This window comes from Candidatus Comchoanobacter bicostacola, from assembly GCF_024172705.1.
In the GTDB taxonomy this organism is placed as follows: Bacteria; Pseudomonadota; Gammaproteobacteria; order Comchoanobacterales; family Comchoanobacteraceae; genus Comchoanobacter; species Comchoanobacter bicostacola.
In genome coordinates, this window is record NZ_CP092900.1 from 229,352 (window position 1) to 248,714 (window position 19,363).

Sequence of the window (19,363 nt, forward strand, 5' to 3'; positions counted from 1 at the left end):
GATATATAGCTATGCGTACCGCAATAACACCGACTCGAGCTGAGCACTTTTCTGATTGGTATCATGCTGCTGTTTTAGAGCTTGCACAACATGGGGATGTTGCTGGTTCCCAGGTAATCAAGCCATATGGGTTTGCAGTTTGGGAGCGGGTACAGCAGTACTTAGACGCAGAGTTTAAGCGAACCGGTCACCACAATTTTTACGCACCGTTGTTAATGAATATCTCAGCTTTAGAGCAAGAAGCGAAACATATGGATTTTGCTCAAGAGTGTGCAGTTGTTACACATTCGCGTTTGGTGAAGGATCCAGATGGAAATTTAGTACCGGATCGACCACTTACAAATCCAGTGATTATCAGACCCACATCAGAAGCAATTATTGGACCTATTGTTAAAGGATGGATTCAGTCCCATAGAGACTTGCCTATGAAATTAAATCAGTGGGCCAATGTTGTACGCTGGGAAATGCGGACTCGACTGTTTTTAAGATCCAGTGAGTTTTTATGGCAAGAAGGGCATACCTTCCATGCAGCTAAGGAAGAAGCAGAGCAGCATGCGAAAGAGATGCTGGCTGTCTATGAAGATATTTTTGTTGATGTATTAGCGTTTTCACCTTTAGTAGGAGAGAAGCCAGAATATGAGCGGTTTGCAGGTGCTGATCAAACACATACCTTAGAACTGCTAATGCAGGATGGTAGAGCGCTACAGGGAGGAACTTCTCATAATCTAGGTCAAAACTTTTCTAAGGCTTATGAGGTGCAGTACTCAGACCAAACAGGTCAATTAACGCATACCTTTGGGACTTCGTTTGGTGTTACAACCCGATTAATTGGTGCTCTGGTGATGACACATGGTGATGATGATGGTTTAAGGCTTCCACCTAAAATTGCGCCGCATCAGGTCGTGATTCTTCCCATTAATGCACATCAATCTGAAGCTGTTCTTGAGAAGTGCCAAGCTATAGCAGATCAATTGTCTCAAATGCAGTATGCGGGAGCGCCTGTGCGGGTGCATGTTGATACTCGTGATATGCGGGGTGGAGAGAAATCTTGGGACTGGATTAAGAAGGGGGTTCCTATTCGTATTGAGATCGGCCCTAGAGATTTAGAGCAAGATGTGATGATGGTTATGGCACGTCACCAAGCCCATAAGCAAAAGACAAAAGTAAGTAGCTTAGAGGTTGCCTCAGTAGTGACTATGATTGATTCTGTACACAAAGCGTTATATGACTCAGCGCAGAAAAAACGTGAAGAGGATACACATCAATACGAGAATGCTAAGGAAGTCATTGATCACTTCAATAGTAGCTCAGGCTTTGTTGTGGTTCCTTATCTTGATGGGAAAGGATCAGAGGCTCAATTAAAGCCGCATGGCTTGTCTGTGCGCTGCCTACGTCCATGTAGTCAAGCCAAGTGTGTGTTCACAGGTGAAAATACATTGACCCTCGCGGTGATCGCAAAAGCTTATTGAATATAGCTAAGCTGTATCATCAAGTCTTTAACTGCCTTGTAGTTAGCAATCAATTCTTGTGGGTACATATTGCTGAAGATGATAAAGAAGATAACGTAAGGTCCTATCCATTCAGTCAGCTTATATAAGCTGCTGAGCGATCTAGGAAGGAACATATCAATAATGACGGCTATATCCATAGGGAAAATTGGGATGCAGTGCGCAATAATCAGCATACAGTTTATTTTGATCCCGTTTTGAGCGCTGTGTGTCAGAACGGTGTAGAGTTTTGGTGACCATTCTATATAGGTGCTTAAGTGGTCCACCCATAGCCAGCCAATTGCCATCAGTATATTTGCAAGGAACCCTGACAAAATGATTATTAATACATCAAACTTACCTCTATTTAAAAAGTAGGGGCGAATGCTAAATGATCGGGCCCAACCAAATGGAAGTTGACCTTTTAAAATGAGCAAGAAGGGTGCTATAACAGAGCCAATAGGGTCTAAGTTCTTAAAAATATTTATGGATCCAAGGCCCAACATTTTGGCTGTAGAATCGCCGCGATAATGGGATACAATTGCTTTTGCTGATTCTCGCCACTTCACAGCTAGTAAAACAGGAATAACCCAGAGTGTTAGTTCGAATAACCAGTTTTGGCTGTAAGTCATGATAGTGCCATAGTATGTTCGTCTATAATACTACCGCATTTAAGTCTGTTTTATCAATATATGCATGAATTTTTAATCTACTACTTGACTGCTTGTTTGAAAATTTGCACAATAGGTTCAAAGCCGCTGTAGCACAATTTGGTAGTGCAATCGATTTGTAATCGATAGGTTGGGGGTTCAAGTCCCTCCAGCGGCAAACTTCATTTTTATCTAAACTTCACCTTAGATACTATTTAAATCTCGCTGTAGACCATGGTCACCATTGTATTCATTGGTTTCTAAGTGTCTTGCAAGTGGTAAGTTAGACAGTCTTAAATAGCTTGGGATTAATGAATCATCTTTTGCCTGTTTTATTTTAATTATAGGTAGTGTTGTCGGGGGTAATAATTGTTCTGAGGATAAGCGTTTGAATAGTCTTTTGGAGATGTTTTGATGACTGTTCATGATAAAAAGCAGTGCATAGATAAAGGGTCTAGGTATAAGTAATAGGGCCTCTTTTAGCAATAATAAGCAAGCAATAGAGAGGGAGCTGACTAAGGCTATAGGGTAGGTAATAATGTGTCCAATAGTCTTCAGGGTTCGCTCGTGTTTTAATGGATTAAGTAACGCATAGCACACTTTTTTGAGTGGATTGTCAATGAACCTCTGCATGTCATTATAGGTTATAACGTGGCATGAGAAGGATATGGTTAGTGTAATTAGTGCTATTGAGAGTGAGGTGCCCAGTATAGAAATGCCTATAGTTTGTATCAGGGTTGTTTGACTGGCTGCTCTCATAATGGTGCCTCCTAGCGTTAGTGGCAGGCTGGATAAGATAAAGCAGGCTAAGGGAAAGTTCTGGGTTAATAAAGCGTAGTAAGAAGGGAAGCTATTTAAGATTACAAACTCTAATCGGTCATTAGCAAGTTTCTTATTGTTTAGAATCGCTAAGAGTGTTGCAAGCCCACCCATTGAATGGCTAATAACTTTAATTTGAGTCTGTTCGTTATGAGTGTCATTCAGTTTTTGGATTAAGTTTTTGCATATGTGTTCGCTGTAATCATACAATGAAAAGCACGAAAACCAGTGTCTTAGCGCCGGTGGATAATAAAATTCGAGGGCGCCCTGTGTATGATGAACGGTGGGGTCAATGTCTCCAATTCCAGTGACGACAATAGTCATTTTAGTATTTGTGGTCGCTGCTCTAGAAGGGGTTGTATAGGTTAAATTAGGGGTTAATGATTGCTTGGGTGGGAATATTTTGTTTAGGTACAATGGGTATGAGTATAGCCATCTTAGCGGCCAAAAGATTAATGAGAATGGTGCTCTAATGATTTCAGATAGCTTCATAATTGCTTAATTCCTTTTAGGTATTCAATCAGTATAATGCGGTGGTTTGTTTTCTTCAAGTTAGAAAGTATTCACACTTTTCAGGGGTTGAGTTATGTGTTATAACTGAATTCAATGAGTATTGAAATGGATGGTTCATGTATTTTTTGTTATTGTTAATGTCTTTTCCTATAGTTTGGGCGTTTGATGATGTATTCGATGCTATTCCTTCTCAATTTGAAGGGAAGTCGGTGTCAGCTGTAATAGGTCGATCCGGTGTGAATCGAACATTGGAATTAGTGGGTTCAAATGAGCAATATGTTTCAGTTCGTTTGCCGGGGGTTCATGAGTTGAACGTTATACTTTCAGATACAGTAAAGTATGGTCTTATGATGCGTTACTACCAGGCAGGGTTAGCTGTTGGGGTCAAGGATGAGGGTTTGTCTATTACTAAAACAGCGAGCTCTAATTATGAGGCGGGTATGAAATATCGTGCTTCACTAGGCGCTGGGGTAGCAATTTTACCTTCTCCATCTGTGTTAGTAGGTGTGGATCTGAATGTAGGCTATCAGTGTAGTGAGGTTAAACTACCTGATGTAACAGGGTCTTTAGGTCAGTTGTTTGCTCAGTTTGCTTTAAATGCGCAAGTAGGCGTTACAGAGGATAAAGGTTTGATGTTGCGAATGGGGTTGGACTGGTCAGGTGAAGATGAGCAGAGCCTTAGTTCTACAGATAGCTTTCAGGGTGCTATAAATGCCATTTCTAAAGCAAAGTTATCAAGCGGTATTTCATACTTCGCGGGGTTTGGTGCGTTTTATAATATAAATTAACAGTTTATAGCCCCAAGTTCTAATCATAATTGTTTAATTATAATATCGGCTTGATCCATACCCTTTATTCTCTTTATTTAATATTGGCTATTGCTGATGTGTCATGATCTATGCATAATCACCCCACTAGAAGAAAACTAGTTTAAGAATACGTTAACAATTATTGGAGCAAGTTAAATGTACAAGTGTAGAACTTTAGGTGTGGCTACATTGCTAGCTATGTCTGTGACAACTCAGGCTGTCACATACGATGTTGCAGTCGGTTATGAAACATCTGCAATTAGTGGTGTTGTGGGTAAGGCGGTAGAGAATAACCATTCAGGGTTAATTTACAAAGCGCCTAAATTTGATTTGGGTTTAAACTCAGGTATTAATGGGCCGCTATCAGCTTTTGCAAGAGTTTCAACCACTATGGCGTCTGAGCAGTCATCATTTGCACCTGGTATTTCTCTTGAGAGTAGTAGAGAAGTTCAGGCACAAGCTGGCTTTGCTTATAAGTTTGGTGCAACTGTTGTATCTTTTGCTCCTGTAGTTTCTATAGCTGACTACACAGTATCATCTAATGATGTTTCTGAAACAGTTGGGCTACAAGGTTTAGGTTTATCTAGTTCTGTTGATATTGATTTGGATCGCGTTGGTGTTCGTTTCCATACTCAGTACATCATGAACAATCGAGTTGATCATTGGGCAGATTCAGTTTCCGAATTGAATGACATGGTCGGTGGTTTAGGTACAAATGTCACTAAGGTTGGTGTTTGTGTTTTTGGAAGTAAGTAAATAATTACTTATTATTAATTTTATTATCTTTTTGGAGTAATTATTGTGAATCATTTAAATAAATTAGTATGTTTAGTCGCATTAACATCATTCGCTAATGCGTCTGAGGTTGCTGTGAATAGTTCTATCGCTGTAGTTCAGTGTGCAGCTGCAGAGAAAGATGCAGGTTCAAGCAGCTTGACCGGTGCTTCTCTAGGCGTAGCATATGTGCATCCTGCTTCTGCAGACGCTGAAGTATATGGTGGAGTTAACGTTTTCTTACACCCTGCTTTAGTAAGCACGTCAGGTCCTAGAGTTGCAGCTTTTAACGTAGGTGCAGCATTCAAGCCAGTATCTAACATGAACTACACATTTAAGGTGGGTTTGGTTGCTCAGGCTGCTGTTTCTGCTGATGTTGACTCAGAAGCTGCGTATACTGCAGGTTTCCAGGTAGGTTCTGTTTATGGAATTGCACCAGGTTATGATGCTGAGCTGATGGTTTCTCAAACCTTCCCAGCTGTAGCTGCTTCAGAAAACGCTTCTTACTCTATTGCTGTAGGCTTAACTAAGACTATTGCCGTAGAAGTCTAAGAGGATTATTCTTCATTAAAAGGCCCTTTAATAGGGCCTTTTTTTGTTTTTGTTAATAGTTAAAGATCTATGTTGAAAGGTCTTCAATTGTCTTAAAAAGTAGTGTATAGTTTTAGAAGGTGGGTGACTGGGTAGCTGCTGAGAAATCAGAGGAAAGTCCGGGCTCCTCAAAGCAAGACGCCAGGTAACGCCTGGACAGCGTAAGCTGATGGAAAGTGCCACAGAAAGCAAACCGCCTTTTTAAGGTAAGGGTGAAAAGGTGCGGTAAGAGCGCACCGGTATCCAGGTAACTGGATGCGCATGGTAAACCCCGTCTGGAGCAAGATCAAGTATAGGTTGTGTGCTTTGCATTACCCTGGGTAGATCGCTTGAGTTGAATGGTGACATTTAACCTAGATAGATAGCTACACAAGACAGAACCCGGCTTACAGGTCACACCACTTAATTGTTAGGAAGTGCGGTATGCAGTTAGAGTTTGTGCCAGTTTTGTTTGTGATTTTTTTCGGAGCAGCCGTGACTTCGACTATGGCGCTCTACACACGACAGTCTTTAATGGTTGCCTATATTATTTTGGGTGGATTGTTGGGGCCATGGGGGTTTCAATTCATTACAGAAGCAAATGTTGTGCAAGATATCGGTGATGCGGGTGTAATATTTCTGCTGTTCTTATTGGGTATGCACTTAGACCCAATAGGTATGCTTGATAAGCTCCGTGAATCTGCAATGGTAGCGCTTTTAAGCTCGTTGCTTTTTATGTCCATTGGATATGGGATTTGCATCTTATTTGATTTGCCTATGGTCGACAGCCTAGTTATAGGTTTGTCATTAATGTTCTCTAGTACAATTATCTCCCTTAAGTTATTGCCTAGTGGTATGATTCATAGCTCACCTGTTTCAGAGTTTATGATTAGTATTTTGCTACTACAAGATCTGATTGCAATGATTGCTTTGTTGGTTGTACCCACGCTTAATGCGGGCTCACTTGATATATGGCCTATTGTGCTAAGACTGGGTTACCTGCCTTTCATTATTATATTTGGCTTTATGGTAGAGCGGTTTATTCTCTCAAAACTATTTGATGTGTTTGAAAGAAATAAAGAGTATTTGTTTTTACTTGCTATAGCTTGGTGTTTAAGTATGGCAGAGCTCTGTGAGGTTCTTGGCTTATCCAGTGAAATTGGTGCATTTATAGCAGGTGTTTCATTAGCATCAGATAGTCGAGTCTCACTGTATCTAGTTAAAGCACTGGAGCCCTTAAGAGATTTCTTTTTGGTCTTATTCTTCTTTTCTGTAGGCGCTTCTTATAATTTCGGTATGCTCAATAGTGTATTATATCCTACGGCAGCATTGTTAGTGGTAGCGGTTTTGTTTAAGCCTTACGTGTTTAGAATTCTTATGGCCAGAGTTGGGGAGCCGATTGATGATTCCTGGGAACTTGGGTTTCGTTTAGGCCAAGGGAGTGAGTTTTCTTTACTTTTAGCACGTATTTCGGTAGCTAATGGCGTGCTAGGGATTGAGGGAACCTCAATTATACAGGGGGTCGCAATTATTTCATTTTTAGTTTCATCGTTTTGGGTTGTGCGCCGTTATGCAACGCCAATTGGGGCCCCTGAGATACATTAGTTTGACACATGGATAAAATCATCGATCAGGAAGATAAGTTAGACTGGCAAGCTGCCTTAGAGGTCTTAGTGCAAGAGAAGGGTCAGTTGTATGCTAATGATTTAGTTAAGATGTTGGGCTTGTCTATTGATCCAAGTATGATTGCTTGGAATACGCCAAGTATTGTCAATAAGCCTATCAATGTATCGCTCGTTAATCAGACATCTGATCTTGTTTTGTGGAATGCAGCCATCATAGTTAATGAAGCCAGTCAATATGGGTCTGAAGTAGGGGGGCACATAGCTTCGTTTGCATCTAGTGCAGTTTTGTATGAAGTAGGGTTTAACTATTTTTTTAGAGGAAATACGGCTCACGAAGGTGACTTAGTGTTATTTCAAGGACACTGTGCTCCTGGAGTTTATGCTCGCTCTTATTTACTAGATGTACTCAGTGATGAGCAAGTTAAGTATTTTAGGAGAGAAGCCCAGGGTCGCGGTATCTCATCATATCCACATCCTTGGTTGATGCCTAAGTATTGGCAGTTTCCAACTGTATCAATGGGTTTAGGACCTCTACAAGGCATTTACCATGCGCGCATGATGAAATACATGTATGCACGAGATTTACTAAGTGATACCGATCGTAAGGTTTGGGTATTTTGTGGTGATGGTGAGATGGATGAGGTTGAATCTCTAGGTGCTTTAGGTGTTGCAAGTAGAGAGCAATTAAACAATCTGATTTTTGTGGTGAATTGTAATTTGGTTCGCTTAGATGGTCCCTGTAGAGGGAATGGATCAATTATTGATGAACTATCTGGATATTTCAGCGGGTTTGGCTGGCAAGTGATTAAATTGATTTGGTCGCAAGCATGGTTGGATTTAGTTGAAAAAGACCACACAGGGTTGCTGAAAAAAGCGCTTTCTTCATTGCTAGATGGTGAGATACAAGGGATCTTTGCAGTAGAAGATGGCTTGAAAAATTGGTTTGCACAGCAGCCTTTTTCGGGATTGGTCGCACAATGGTCAAATGATGACTTTAAGCGGTTAGTACCCGGGGGGCATGATGCACAATTAGTTGCCAATGCTTATGAGATGGCTGTGCAGGCATCTAAACCGTGTGTCATTTTAGTAATGACTGAAAAAGGCTATAGAATTCCAGGTGTTGCGAGTTCTAATCGCTCTCATAATCAAAAGTCATTGTCTGATGAGCAATTGTCTGAGTACCAAAAGGCATTATCAGGCTTGGGTTCGGTAACATCCTTACATGATTTTTACAAGCCGAATCATGATGACTTGCGACTTAAGTTTATGAGTGAGAATAGACAAGCATTAGGAGGGAATCTTCCTTGCCGGGTTGAGAAGGGACCCACATTAGAGATTCCATCACTAGGTGCTTATAATGATTTGTTATCAGGAGATGCTACCCGCTCATTTTCCACTACAATGGTGTTTGTTCGATTTTTAACCCTGACTCTGCGACAAGAGTCTATAAGAGACTTTATTGTGCCAATTATAGCTGATGAGGGTCGAACATTGGGTATGGAAGGGTTATTTAAGCAGCTTGGTATCTATGCGCCAGGTGGGCAAAAATATACACCTTACGATCATAAGCAAATTAGTTCTTATAAAGAAAGGAGTAATGGTCAACTATTGCAAGAAGGTATTAATGAAGCCGGTGCTATGTCTAGTTGGATAGCAGCTGCGACGGCATACTCTGTCCATGGTGTTTCACTCATTCCCTTTTATGCTTTTTATTCAATGTTTGGTTTTCAGCGTGTGGGGGATCTTATTTGGGCTGCTGCTGATTCAAGAGCTAGAGGGTTTTTAATAGGAGCGACCGCAGGTCGAACAACATTAGGTGGAGAAGGCTTACAACACAATGACGGAACCAGTCATTTAGTCGCATCAACAATACCAAATTGTTGTAGCTATGATCCTTGTTATGGTTATGAGTTGACGGTTATTCTGCAGCATGGAATGCAGCAAATGTACCAAAAGCAATTAGATGTTTTTTACTATGTAACAGTGATGAATGAAAGTTACCATCATCCTGATATGCCCAGTGGTGTAGAGCAAGGGATTATTGATGGGTTGTATATTATTGATGAGCAACCACAACCACAGGTGGAGCTTATGGCTTCTGGAACCATTTTACGAGAAGCGCAAAAGGCTGCTAAAATGCTAAATGAAGACGATGTGTCTGTTCGTGTGTGGAGTGTGACGAGTTGGAGTGAGGCAGAGCGAAAGTGCCTGGAAGATGATCAGTGGTTGTCGGGTCAACTTGATAGTCATGCTAAGTTGGTAGTAGGGGTTTCTGATTATGTACGTGCACTGCCTGGATTACTGAATCAATATATTGATCAGCCGTATTTAACACTTGGCACTGATGGATTTGGTATGAGTGATACGCGTAGCGCATTACGTGAGCATTATGGTATTTCAGCTCAAGCCATTGTTCAGCGAGTTCGTGCAAAACTTAAGGGATAAAAAGTTATGGAAGAAAAAACATTAGTGATTCCTGATTTAGGTGGCCATGCATCAAGTCGAGTCATTGAAGTCATTGTTTCACCAGGAGATACCGTATCTGAAGATCAGGGACTCATTACTTTAGAGTCTGACAAAGCTTCTATGGAAATTCCGGCTGAAGATCATGGTGTTGTACACAAAGTATTGGTGAGTGTAGGTGATGAGGTAGCTGTTGGAGATCCTTTTATTATTATTCAGTGTGTGCAGGAAGATAACCATAAACCGGTCAAGGAGGTTGCCGTACAACCTAAGTCAGTGCCTGAGGTAATACGAAAAAAAGAATTAGTTGTTTCGCAGCAGGGACAAATTAAAGCGGGACCTTTCGTGCGACGTATAGCACGTGAAATGAGTATAAATTTAGATACAGTGAGCGGCTCTGGTCCTTCAGGCCAAATTACGGTCAATGATATTAAGCATTTCTTACAAAAAAATAATGCTCAAATATCTGAAATCAAAGTTCCACTGGAAGCAATTGGGCTTGTAAGTGATGAGTCAATGACGCGTATTCAAGTGCTTGCCTCGAATCATTTACAATCAGTTTGGCAGCAAGTTCCCCAGGTAACACAGCATCATGAGGTTGATATCACAGAGCTAGATGTCTTGCGCGCAAAGCATAAAGCATTTTGTAAACAGCAGGGGGCAAATTTAACTATATTGCCAATTGTTATGAAGGTGCTAGGGCGTTTAATACCTGAGCACCATGCGTTTAACAGAATTTGGGCGGGTGATGATAAATATTGGCTCCGAACTACAACACATATTAGCTTTGCGGTAGAGACACCTCAAGGGCTTTGTGTACCAGTTGTTCATAATGTGAATGAGAAAGATATTATGGTGTTGGCAAAAGAAATTCACCAGCTTTCTGACCGAGCCCGACAGAATAAGCTCAGTAAAGCAGATATTCAGGGAGGTAGTATGAGTATCTCAAGCTTAGGTGCTATTGGTGGGGGACATTTTACTCCAATTATAAATGCGCCTGAATGTGCAATACTTGGGATAGCGAAGGCACAGTGGAAACCAACAGTAGTTGGGAAAAAAATAGTTCCTCGTTATATGATGCCGGTATCATTGTCCTATGACCACCGGTTAATTGATGGTGCTCAAGCAGCAAGAATGATTGTTGCGCTGCAGTTAAATTTAGAATCACTGGTTAAGGATGCTGGTGATGAACTATTGGCATATATTTAAATAGGGGTCGAGATGGTAAATAAGCAAGAAGAGCAAGTTTCAGTTGATGTAGTGGTAATAGGTGGGGGGCCTGGAGGTGTTGCTGCTGCGTACCGTTTACAAGATTTAGGTTTGTCTACAGCAATCGTAAACCAGTATGATCATTTAGGTGGTGTCTGTTTAAATGTGGGCTGTATCCCTTCTAAGGCGCTCTTAAATGTTGCTAAGGTTGTTGGTGATGCGCAATCTATGGCAAAGTTTGGGGTCTATTACGAAGCACCAACCATTGACGTAGAAGCGCTGAGGGCTGCAAAACAAACTTCTATTGATCAGTTAGCAACAGGCCTGGCAATGCTTGCTAAAAAAAGAAAAGTACAGGTATATGTAGGGAAAGCTTCATTTGAGGATGCGCATACGATTAAGGTATCGGGTGATCAGCCTGTTACTATTCGCTTTAAACATGCAGTGATTGCAACGGGCTCTCGTCCAATAAAGTTACCCTTTATTCCAGATGATGATCGTATATTTGATTCAACAGGTGCGTTAGACCTTAAAAAGATCGATGGACATTTGGTGGTGATTGGTGCTGGAATCATTGGGTGTGAGATGGCATCAATCTATCATGCTTTAGGCGCAAAGGTGACGGTGTTAGAGTATGCGCCATCTGCGATGCTAGAAGCAGATGTTAAACAAGCTTCTATTTGTCAAAAGCAGTTACAAAAACGCGGCATTGCGTTTAATTTTTCAGTTGAAGTGCAGAATATTGCTAATGAAGGTGATTTAGTTGTTAGCTATCTACAAGAAGGGGTTGTGCATGAGTTAAAGTGTGATCAAATTTTATATGCAACGGGACGATCACCAGATACCAGTAGCCTGAACTTAGAAGGGCTCTCCATTCAGTGTTCTGACCATGGGGCAGTGATTGTTGATGAGTACCTTAGAACCAATATTGATCATATTTATGCAATAGGTGATGTTGCTTATTTACCATTTGATCAGAGTATGCTGGCTCACCGAGCTACTGCACATGGTCACTTAGTGGCAGAGGTAATATCAGGTAAGAATGTTCGGTATGATTATTTATCGATGCCTAGTGTTGCGTATACGGATCCTGAAGTTGCCTGGGTGGGTAAGCAGGAAAAAGAATTGAAAGAGTCTGGTGTAAAATATCAAGTTGGTGTATTTCCATGGACGGCATGTGGACGTGCGGTAGCTTCGGGACACACTGCTGGGCAAACGAAAGTGTTTGCAGATGAATCCGGTTATATTGTAGGCGCTACTATAGTTGGGCGAGATGCGGGTGAGTTAATTGGCACTTTTTGTTTGGCTATTGAAATGGGGGCAACACTTACTGATTTGTCCTTAACGATTATGCCTCATCCTACATTGGTTGAGACCACCAAGTTAGCAGTAGAAGTGGCAATGGGTGTTTGCACAGATCAGTAAGCGAGTTCTTTAATGGGCGCTGACTGGTATCGCCAAAAGTAAGAAAGTGTTACTATTGCACCATAAAACGGCAGTATAATTAGAGGAAATACAGTTGGCTTTGCGGATAAATAGGTGTGACTGATATAGGTTGGAATAACTAAAAACACCCACATGTTTATCGTTGTAATAGCCATATTAGCCATGGTATCTCCGTAAGCACATAGTATGTTTGAGAGTATGTATGCGATACCATCTAAGAATAAGAAAACGAGAAGGCCACTGAGCGCAAGTATAATTTGGCTTTTGAGTACAGGTGAGATATCGTTTAGTGAAAAGCATTCTAATATCCAGTCTGGGTTTCCAACTGAGAGTAGTAATAAGCCAAATACAAAGCAACTATGTACTTTAAATGCACTTAATAAAAGCTGGGGGATGTAGTTAAAGGATCGAGCGCCTACATAGTTTGAAGCCAGTAACTTGACACCATTGCCAAGCTCACTATAAGTAAACATGAATAGAATGAAAATATTTTGAGATAAGGTGCTCATCATCATGTGTTCTTCACTGACTGATGCAAGAATGCCAGATATGGTAGACCATGCAGCCATCTCAAAGAAGTGCAGTGCTGATTCTGGAGCACCTAGTCGAAGTGCTTGATTCAAAAGTTTTGAGTCAAGTTTGATTTTAGCTGTATGATAGTTTTTTCTATTATCAGGAGAAAAATACATCCACATCATAATGAGTGTTAGTGTAATTTGAGCAATGACAGTCGCCCATGCTGCGCCAGCTGCACCATATTGTGGGATCAGTATGAAATCAAGACCTATATTCATTAAGTTACTAATGAGTAAAGCGATCATCACTATAGTGCTCTGATAAGTCCCAATAAAAAAGCCAATCAGTGCGCTGACCATGGGCCATAAGAATCCAAATAACATCGTAATTTGGTAGTATATGAGGCCATGTTCTTGTACAGCAGTTGGAATCAAGAATGGTCCAAGTTGATAAGCGATAATAAATGGTATAATGCTTAGAATAGAGAAAAAGATAAGCTGCCAGGTAATATGGCTGGTTTTATGGTATTGTTTTGCACCGTTGTATTGGCCGACATAGACTTTACTAATATAAGCGAGCCCAGATAGTGAGAATAGAAACATCCAGGAAAAATTACTACTTGTGGTGACGTGCGCCATCATTTCTGGATCATAAAAAGAGAGGATAATACGGTCAGCGAATATCGCAAAGTTTGATGAAAGTCCAGATATAATTAGTGGTAACGAAACGGTAAATACACGCCAAGCAGAAGGTTTTGGAGTTGCGGACATCCTGTCACCGAAAAAATAATTAATTTAATTGTAGAGTGCTTTTTTAGTCAAAGCAATTAGTTTATGGTATTGAGAAATAGAGCAGGGATGAATATGAGATTATTTGTTATAGGGGTTTGCGGTACATTGATGTCCGGAGTAGCAAGACTAGGTGTTGATTTAGGGTTCGAAGTTATAGGAATTGACCAAGCGTTTAATCCACCAGTATCGGATGCATTGGCCGAAATGAAAATTCAGCTGATTGAGCACTATCCCAATAAGGTGGTTGTAAACGATAGTGATTTAGTGGTTGTGGGTAATAAAGTGTCAAGAAGCCTCCCTCTGATTCAGTTTTTAATTGCTAATCAGGTCAAACTATATTCAGCGCCAGAGTGGCTAGAGTGCTTTGTATTACGTAAACGTTCGGTGATTGCTGTAGCAGGTTGCCATGGTAAAACGAGTACTTCAGCTATGGTTGCTCATTTATTATCTGAGCTAGGTGAGGATTGTGGTTATTTAATTGCTGGAGCATTGTGCTCAGGCAAACCTGCAGCACATTTAGGATCAAGTAAGTACTTTGTAATTGAGGCAGATGAGTATGATAGCGCTTTTTTTGATAAACGACCTAAATTTATGCATTACTGGCCGAGTCATTTAATTCTTGGAAAGATAGAATTTGACCATGCAGATATTTATGATGATTTTAGTGATGTTCTTAAACAGTATAAATACTTATTGCGATTACTGCCAGAGGGTGCAAATGTTGTTTCTCAAGATTTGCCGCTCGCACTGTGTGATCAAATCAATGCCTTTTCCTTAAAGCATCATAGGGTAGCCAGTAATAAAATAGATTACCCCTTGAGTATAAAGGGCGCCTTTAATCAAACCAATGCTGCATTAGCAATACAGCTTGTTCATGCGCTAGGTTTTAAGAGAGGGCTATGTGAACAGTTGATCTGTACTTTTAAGGGGGTCAAGCGGCGGTGCGAACAAGTGTATAACAATAAAGTCGAGGTCTTGGATGATCATGCGCATCATCCTACTGCACTAAATTCCTTGCTGGATAGTTTTGATCATCAGCGTATTCATCTGGTATATCATCCAGCAACTCATACTCAAAAGCTTGATGTCCATATAGCTCAAACCATTAAAGCATTAAATCGGGTAGAGTTTCCTATGGTACTATTGCCTAAAGCACATGCTTTGAAAACAGCTGTCTATGAGCAAGCATCTATTCGAGTATTACACGAGGTAGCACTTATTGACAGTATAATGCAGCAGGTGGAGGAGGGCGATAAAATTATCTTTGCTACCCCTTATCAGTTAACTGATCTTATGACCTCCTTAATTGAACAGTTAGAAAAAAAGTATTGTGAATTATTATAAAAGGATGTTTAATAAAGCGCTAGATGGAGAGGTGCCAGAGTGGTCAAATGGCTCCGACTCGAAATCGGCTGGGGGCTTTGCCCCACGCGGGTTCGAATCCCGCCCTCTCCGAGTCATATTGATTTTATAGCTATTATTGATTACAATAAATTTAATCATATTTTGGATTTTTTATGTCAAGGAACTGGCCATCATTAAGCATTACTACTCCGGTTTTTTCTCTTGCTATTAATGCTCATGCGGATCGCCCGAGAGAAATACATATGGATAAATCTGAGTATGATCATTTTGATGAGAAACACTATTTTTTCCATATAGAGCTTTTTGGGCTTCCTATTTTGAGTTTTTCTCGCGAAAAAAGATATATCAGTGAAAAAGTATGTGTCCAACATCAGTCAATCACGATAATGGGGATGACGCTTGATTTATCAAATAAAGAAGGTGAAAAGGAAGGGCGCTCAAGATCATTTATTGTCGATCTAACTTTACTGGCGTTATTTGGTGTTTTGGCATTATATTTAAATCAATCCACGTTAGGCTTGGGTAGGTTGTTTAGTTTTGCTCCTAAAATAAGACAGCTATCAAAATTTAAGCTTAAACAAATCCCTTTCTTCTTATCGTCCACAACATGCATGGTTAATATAATAAAATCAATATTCGCTTTCATGCATCTGTTGATCCGAAATATTGTTAATTATCGATATAATCAAGTTACGACTGAAGATTCATTAAGGCCTGTTAAGTGGTTAAAAATGTTTGGGCCATTTGTACACCCCAATAACTTATCCTATCTGGTAGTGCTACTGGTGAGTTATTTAACACCCTATGTTTTTTATGCCTCAATAGGTAGCTTAGTTTTCTTATCGGTATTTAAATCATTGTATGAAGGTGTAAGTCTTTTCAGTTTGCAGCTTATTCCGCGCTATATAGGTCTGAATATTTGTAGTATTGAAGTGGAGAAGCCAGATCCAGTTGTGAAGTTAGCAGATCTGAGTGCTTTTGTTGATCTGTCAGTAGGGTTGCCACATTTATTTACATCGTTCGTGCTCAAAAATTCACAAAAAGTCGGTGATGTTGTATCCAATGGTAAAGACGTTACTTTAGTGAAGGGATAATCAATATTTCTAGCTTGATTGAAGCTTGGTAAGAATTTCTGTCAAGCTATTGGACCTTATAATGGGAACTTTGAGCTTTACAGCTTTATCATATTTAGACCCAGGTTCTTGACCACAGATTAAATAGTGGGTTTTTCTGGAAATGCTGCTAGAGACGTGTATGCCGATCTTAGCAAGTTGCTCTATTATTTCATCACGCGATTTATCAAACTTTCCTGTAATTACAGCTGTATGCGTCGTATCAGGTTCTTTTGATTCTTCTTGTATGTTAACGCCCTGACTAATAAGGTATTTGATTTCGTTAATGTTTTCTGATTGTGAAAAGTAATCAATTAAATGTTTCCCGACTATTGGACCAATACCTGATATATCTGATAAAGACTCAATGCTTGCGTTTTGTAACTTAGTGATTGAATGATAATGTTTGCTAAGAAGTTTTGCAGTATCTTTGCCTATTTCGGTTATGCCCAGTGCATACAAGAAGCGAGGAAGGGTTGTGTATTTGCTCTTTTCTATCGCTAGAATAATTTTTCCTGCGGACTTAGATCCCATTCTTGGTAGAGTAGTGAGTTGTTGGACACTTAAGTTAAATAAGTCGGAGGGCTTTTGTATCAGACCCTGTTGGCATAAAATTTGTATGATTTGTTGTCCAAGTCCCAGGATATTAAATCCATGTTTGGATGCGAAATGAATAATGCGTCCTTCAATTTGTTTTGGACACTTTGTTGTGTTCATACAGCGTATGAAGATGTGCTCTCTTTGAAGGGTGCTTCCACAACTCGGACAAGTATTAGGTGGTTTAATGTCAATGCATGTTTCGTTACGTAGTGATATTATCGGCTTTACAACCTCAGGGATTACATCACCTGCACGTCGAATAATTACAGCGTCATTTATTTTTATGTCTTTCCTCTGGAGTTCATGGATGTTGTGTAGTGTTGCGTGTTGAATAACAACACCTCCTACCTGTGTAGGCTCTAGTGTGGCAACAGGGGTGATAACGCCAGTACGACCGACTTGCCAATCAATAGCAATAACCCTAGCCTGTGCCTCTTCTGCAGGAAACTTATAGGCAATTGCCCATCGAGGTGCTTTGGCAGTATAACCTGATGCCTCTTGATGCTGAATTAAATCTACTTTAATTACTACCCCATCTATTTCAAAAGGCATTGTCGCTCGTTCTTGTAAAACCTGTTGATAGTAGGCTTGAATGTGATCGGGTGAACTAACTTTGACCACTTTGGGGGTGGTGGGGATATGCCACTTATTGAGCTGTTGTAGTCGTTCATAGTGACTACCGGGCAAATGATCACCATGAGCAGAATAAGCGTAAAATCTAAGTGGTCGCGCTGCAGCAACTTTGGGGTCTAACTGTCTAATGCTGCCAGCTGCTGCATTCCTAGGGTTTGAGAATGTTTTATTGCCAGATTGCTTCTGCTTGCTATTTAATGCTTCAAGATCTTTTTTAAAGATAACAACCTCGCCCCTAATTTCCAGATGCTCAGGTGCGTCATCAGGTAACTGAAGTGGTATGCTAGACAGGGTTTTAATATTGGATGTTACATCCTCACCTTGAACACCATCACCACGTGTCACTGCGTATTCGAGTTTTTTATTTTTATAGATACAGCTTATGGCTAGACCGTCTAGTTTGAGCTCACAGGTCATAGCGTTTTGGTTTTTGGAACAGAAATTGTTAATATCTTTTTCATTGAACGCATTATCTAGTGAGCGCATAGGTTCACCGTGCTTAATTTTTTTAAATTGCTCAAGTGGTTTGTCACCAATACGCTGAGTAGGTGAATGCTTAGTGATCCATTCAGGGTGCTCTTTTTCAGTAGTAATTAGTTTTTGCATTAAGCTATCATATACGCTGTCTGATATTCTGGGTTGGTCTAGGCCATAGTAATAGAAGTTATGCGCTTCAATAGTTGTAATGAGGTTTTTATAGTCTTTAAGAGTCATGTTGCTTGATTTCATAGTTCGCTATTCTATATTTAGGGTACTCTGATTCAGTAGGAGTGATTGTATATATTATATCAAATTTTGAATGATCTGACAAAACCATAGGTATAGATATAGACCACTTATTATCTTTATCTATTAATGTAGCTGCATTTATGGGTAATGCGCTACAGCTCTTTAAGGTTAAAAAGCTAATATGGCACATTGCGTGCTTTGAGTCTTCAATTACAGTTCGTTTAAGCTCCTGATGTAGTGATGCATCATAGTAGCGACTTAGGGTTTCAGGGTATGTGCTACGTGTCTCTGGTGTCAGGTGGAAGCTTGCAACGGCGGCTTGTAAAGCAAAAACAATTACCTCTTCAGGCAGGTATGATGCTTGTATGTTTTTTTGTGGGTTATTGTTAGTGTGACTTACGGGTTGTTCTACATCATGTTTGGATATAACAATGTGCTGCTTAGGCAAAGGCTTGGTTAGCTCAGCCAGTGGATTGATTGCTAAGCACAAGCTAGGTATGAGGATAGCAATTTTATAAGTTAGTTGCTTCATTGATGTGTTCTCGCCAGATTTGCAAATCTGATTCAGTCAGTTCTTTCTTGTTTCTGGATTTAATGGTTCCGCCAAACTGATCTTTTGCTTCTAGAAGTGTTTCTAACATTAAATCGAAGTTTTCTAAGTCTTCTGGTACATGCTTGGTTTCCATAAAAAACGTTAGGCCATTAAAATACTGCTGGGGGACATCTTTTAAATTAAACGTTCCTGGCGGTGTTAAGGTTGCAATAGAAAATATGGGGCTTGCCTCGTTCCCATAATAGAATACCTTTTGGTCACCATATTGTAATTGATTAGACATGATGTAGTGAAGTAGCTCATTCCCATGGACTGGGCGGCTAAATGCGATATAAAGAAAAATTATATCTGTCTTTGGTTCAGCTTCGACCAGGTTTTTTTTCTCAGGGCTGGTTTTATTTAAGTCTATAAAATCATTGTTATTTGATTTGGGTCGCTTAGTGAGGAGCAAGATAAGTGAAACCCCTGCAATTGAGCTTAATAAGTAAAAAGGAGAAAAATACATAGTTATCGTACTGCCTGTTTAATTAAAATTGAGTAATTTGATAATAACATCATAACAATCTTATCATTCCGTGTAATCAAAAATATGGTAGTGAATACGTAGTGTATTGTCAACTAAATCGCTGTAACATTGTAGCCTGTATGCGCTTGCTAGACTTTGAATAAAATCGCTGTAGCATTGTAGCCTGTATGCGC

General features: G+C 40.1%; 16 protein-coding genes, 2 tRNA genes and 1 other RNA gene. 13 read left to right on the forward strand and 6 right to left on the reverse strand.

Annotation, left to right across the window (positions count from 1 at the left end):
- The first annotated feature begins 11 nt into the window (after nucleotides 1-11).
- Nucleotides 12-1,469, forward strand: a complete 1,458-nt coding sequence (proS, locus tag MMH89_RS01095) for a proline--tRNA ligase (protein ID WP_258568539.1) — start codon at nucleotides 12-14, stop codon at nucleotides 1,467-1,469.
- On the opposite strand, the gene MMH89_RS01100 is transcribed toward proS, so the two are convergent.
- Nucleotides 1,463-2,119, reverse strand: a complete 657-nt coding sequence (locus tag MMH89_RS01100; RefSeq protein ID WP_258568540.1) for a site-2 protease family protein — start codon at nucleotides 2,117-2,119, stop codon at nucleotides 1,463-1,465. The two genes, proS and MMH89_RS01100, sit on opposite strands and share 7 nt — an antisense overlap.
- 122 nt (nucleotides 2,120-2,241) lie before the next feature.
- Here MMH89_RS01100 and MMH89_RS01105 point away from each other — a divergent pair.
- Nucleotides 2,242-2,315 (forward strand) — tRNA-Thr (locus MMH89_RS01105).
- Nucleotides 2,316-2,341: 26 nt separating this feature from the next.
- Here the strand turns inward: MMH89_RS01105 and MMH89_RS01110 are convergent.
- Nucleotides 2,342-3,448 (reverse strand): hypothetical protein, encoded by a 1,107-nt coding sequence (locus MMH89_RS01110; RefSeq protein ID WP_258568541.1) that lies wholly within the window; start codon nucleotides 3,446-3,448, stop codon nucleotides 2,342-2,344.
- A gap of 158 nt (nucleotides 3,449-3,606) precedes the next feature.
- Between MMH89_RS01110 and MMH89_RS01115 the strand changes: the two genes are divergently transcribed.
- From MMH89_RS01115 to lpdA, 8 genes are all read left to right on the forward strand, one after another.
- Nucleotides 3,607-4,257, forward strand: a complete 651-nt coding sequence (locus tag MMH89_RS01115) for a hypothetical protein (protein WP_258568542.1) — start codon at nucleotides 3,607-3,609, stop codon at nucleotides 4,255-4,257.
- Nucleotides 4,258-4,434: 177 nt separating this feature from the next.
- Nucleotides 4,435-5,034, forward strand: coding sequence for a hypothetical protein (locus MMH89_RS01120; RefSeq protein WP_258568543.1), 600 nt, complete (start codon nucleotides 4,435-4,437; stop codon nucleotides 5,032-5,034).
- A gap of 45 nt (nucleotides 5,035-5,079) precedes the next feature.
- Complete coding sequence (locus tag MMH89_RS01125; protein ID WP_258568544.1) at nucleotides 5,080-5,604, forward strand: hypothetical protein; 525 nt, start codon at nucleotides 5,080-5,082, stop codon at nucleotides 5,602-5,604.
- Between the two features lie 119 nt (nucleotides 5,605-5,723).
- Nucleotides 5,724-6,049: RNase P RNA component class A (gene rnpB, locus MMH89_RS01130), an RNA gene on the forward strand.
- 17 nt (nucleotides 6,050-6,066) lie between these two features.
- Nucleotides 6,067-7,227 (forward strand): cation:proton antiporter domain-containing protein, encoded by a 1,161-nt coding sequence (locus tag MMH89_RS01135; protein ID WP_258568545.1) that lies wholly within the window; start codon nucleotides 6,067-6,069, stop codon nucleotides 7,225-7,227.
- Between the two features lie 8 nt (nucleotides 7,228-7,235).
- Nucleotides 7,236-9,692, forward strand: coding sequence for a pyruvate dehydrogenase (acetyl-transferring), homodimeric type (aceE, locus tag MMH89_RS01140; RefSeq protein WP_258568546.1), 2,457 nt, complete (start codon nucleotides 7,236-7,238; stop codon nucleotides 9,690-9,692).
- A gap of 6 nt (nucleotides 9,693-9,698) precedes the next feature.
- Nucleotides 9,699-10,919: a 2-oxo acid dehydrogenase subunit E2 gene (locus tag MMH89_RS01145; RefSeq protein WP_258568547.1), complete on the forward strand. Its 1,221-nt coding sequence runs from the start codon at nucleotides 9,699-9,701 to the stop codon at nucleotides 10,917-10,919.
- Between the two features lie 12 nt (nucleotides 10,920-10,931).
- Nucleotides 10,932-12,344, forward strand: coding sequence for a dihydrolipoyl dehydrogenase (gene lpdA, locus MMH89_RS01150; RefSeq protein WP_258568548.1), 1,413 nt, complete (start codon nucleotides 10,932-10,934; stop codon nucleotides 12,342-12,344).
- Here the strand turns inward: lpdA and MMH89_RS01155 are convergent.
- Complete coding sequence (locus MMH89_RS01155; RefSeq protein WP_258568549.1) at nucleotides 12,338-13,651, reverse strand: MATE family efflux transporter; 1,314 nt, start codon at nucleotides 13,649-13,651, stop codon at nucleotides 12,338-12,340. The genes lpdA and MMH89_RS01155 overlap by 7 nt on opposite strands.
- Nucleotides 13,652-13,738: 87 nt before the next feature.
- On the opposite strand from MMH89_RS01155, the gene MMH89_RS01160 reads away from it, so the two are divergent.
- From MMH89_RS01160 to MMH89_RS01170, 3 genes are all read left to right on the forward strand, one after another.
- Nucleotides 13,739-15,016: a glutamate ligase domain-containing protein gene (locus tag MMH89_RS01160; protein WP_258568550.1), complete on the forward strand. Its 1,278-nt coding sequence runs from the start codon at nucleotides 13,739-13,741 to the stop codon at nucleotides 15,014-15,016.
- Nucleotides 15,017-15,041: 25 nt separating this feature from the next.
- Nucleotides 15,042-15,127, forward strand: a tRNA-Ser gene (locus MMH89_RS01165).
- Between the two features lie 62 nt (nucleotides 15,128-15,189).
- Nucleotides 15,190-16,131: a hypothetical protein gene (locus tag MMH89_RS01170; protein WP_258568551.1), complete on the forward strand. Its 942-nt coding sequence runs from the start codon at nucleotides 15,190-15,192 to the stop codon at nucleotides 16,129-16,131.
- 9 nt (nucleotides 16,132-16,140) lie between these two features.
- On the opposite strand, the gene ligA is transcribed toward MMH89_RS01170, so the two are convergent.
- From ligA to MMH89_RS01185, 3 genes are read right to left on the reverse strand one after another with little or no spacing between them, the layout of a single operon-like run.
- Complete coding sequence (gene ligA / locus MMH89_RS01175) at nucleotides 16,141-18,111, reverse strand: NAD-dependent DNA ligase LigA (RefSeq protein ID WP_258568552.1); 1,971 nt, start codon at nucleotides 18,109-18,111, stop codon at nucleotides 16,141-16,143.
- Nucleotides 18,086-18,643 carry a hypothetical protein gene (locus MMH89_RS01180; protein ID WP_258568553.1) on the reverse strand — a complete coding sequence of 186 codons (558 nt, stop codon included), beginning with the start codon at nucleotides 18,641-18,643 and terminating at the stop codon, nucleotides 18,086-18,088. Before MMH89_RS01180 ends, ligA begins: the two co-directional genes overlap by 26 nt.
- Nucleotides 18,624-19,169, reverse strand: a complete 546-nt coding sequence (locus MMH89_RS01185; RefSeq protein WP_258568554.1) for a cell division protein ZipA C-terminal FtsZ-binding domain-containing protein — start codon at nucleotides 19,167-19,169, stop codon at nucleotides 18,624-18,626. Before MMH89_RS01185 ends, MMH89_RS01180 begins: the two co-directional genes overlap by 20 nt.
- Between the last annotated feature and the right edge of the window lie 194 nt (nucleotides 19,170-19,363).

Coding starts and splice junctions, on each gene's coding strand:
- proS (WP_258568539.1), top strand. CDS start 12: ATGCGTACCGCAATAACACCGACTCGAGCTGAGCACTTTTCTGATTGG.
- MMH89_RS01100 (WP_258568540.1), bottom strand. CDS start 2,119: ATGACTTACAGCCAAAACTGGTTATTCGAACTAACACTCTGGGTTATT.
- MMH89_RS01110 (WP_258568541.1), bottom strand. CDS start 3,448: ATGAAGCTATCTGAAATCATTAGAGCACCATTCTCATTAATCTTTTGG.
- MMH89_RS01115 (WP_258568542.1), top strand. CDS start 3,607: ATGTCTTTTCCTATAGTTTGGGCGTTTGATGATGTATTCGATGCTATT.
- MMH89_RS01120 (WP_258568543.1), top strand. CDS start 4,435: ATGTACAAGTGTAGAACTTTAGGTGTGGCTACATTGCTAGCTATGTCT.
- MMH89_RS01135 (WP_258568545.1), top strand. CDS start 6,067: ATGCAGTTAGAGTTTGTGCCAGTTTTGTTTGTGATTTTTTTCGGAGCA.
- aceE (WP_258568546.1), top strand. CDS start 7,236: ATGGATAAAATCATCGATCAGGAAGATAAGTTAGACTGGCAAGCTGCC.
- MMH89_RS01145 (WP_258568547.1), top strand. CDS start 9,699: ATGGAAGAAAAAACATTAGTGATTCCTGATTTAGGTGGCCATGCATCA.
- lpdA (WP_258568548.1), top strand. CDS start 10,932: ATGGTAAATAAGCAAGAAGAGCAAGTTTCAGTTGATGTAGTGGTAATA.
- MMH89_RS01155 (WP_258568549.1), bottom strand. CDS start 13,651: ATGTCCGCAACTCCAAAACCTTCTGCTTGGCGTGTATTTACCGTTTCG.
- MMH89_RS01160 (WP_258568550.1), top strand. CDS start 13,739: ATGAATATGAGATTATTTGTTATAGGGGTTTGCGGTACATTGATGTCC.
- MMH89_RS01170 (WP_258568551.1), top strand. CDS start 15,190: ATGTCAAGGAACTGGCCATCATTAAGCATTACTACTCCGGTTTTTTCT.
- ligA (WP_258568552.1), bottom strand. CDS start 18,111: ATGAAATCAAGCAACATGACTCTTAAAGACTATAAAAACCTCATTACA.
- MMH89_RS01180 (WP_258568553.1), bottom strand. CDS start 18,643: ATGAAGCAACTAACTTATAAAATTGCTATCCTCATACCTAGCTTGTGC.
- MMH89_RS01185 (WP_258568554.1), bottom strand. CDS start 19,169: ATGTATTTTTCTCCTTTTTACTTATTAAGCTCAATTGCAGGGGTTTCA.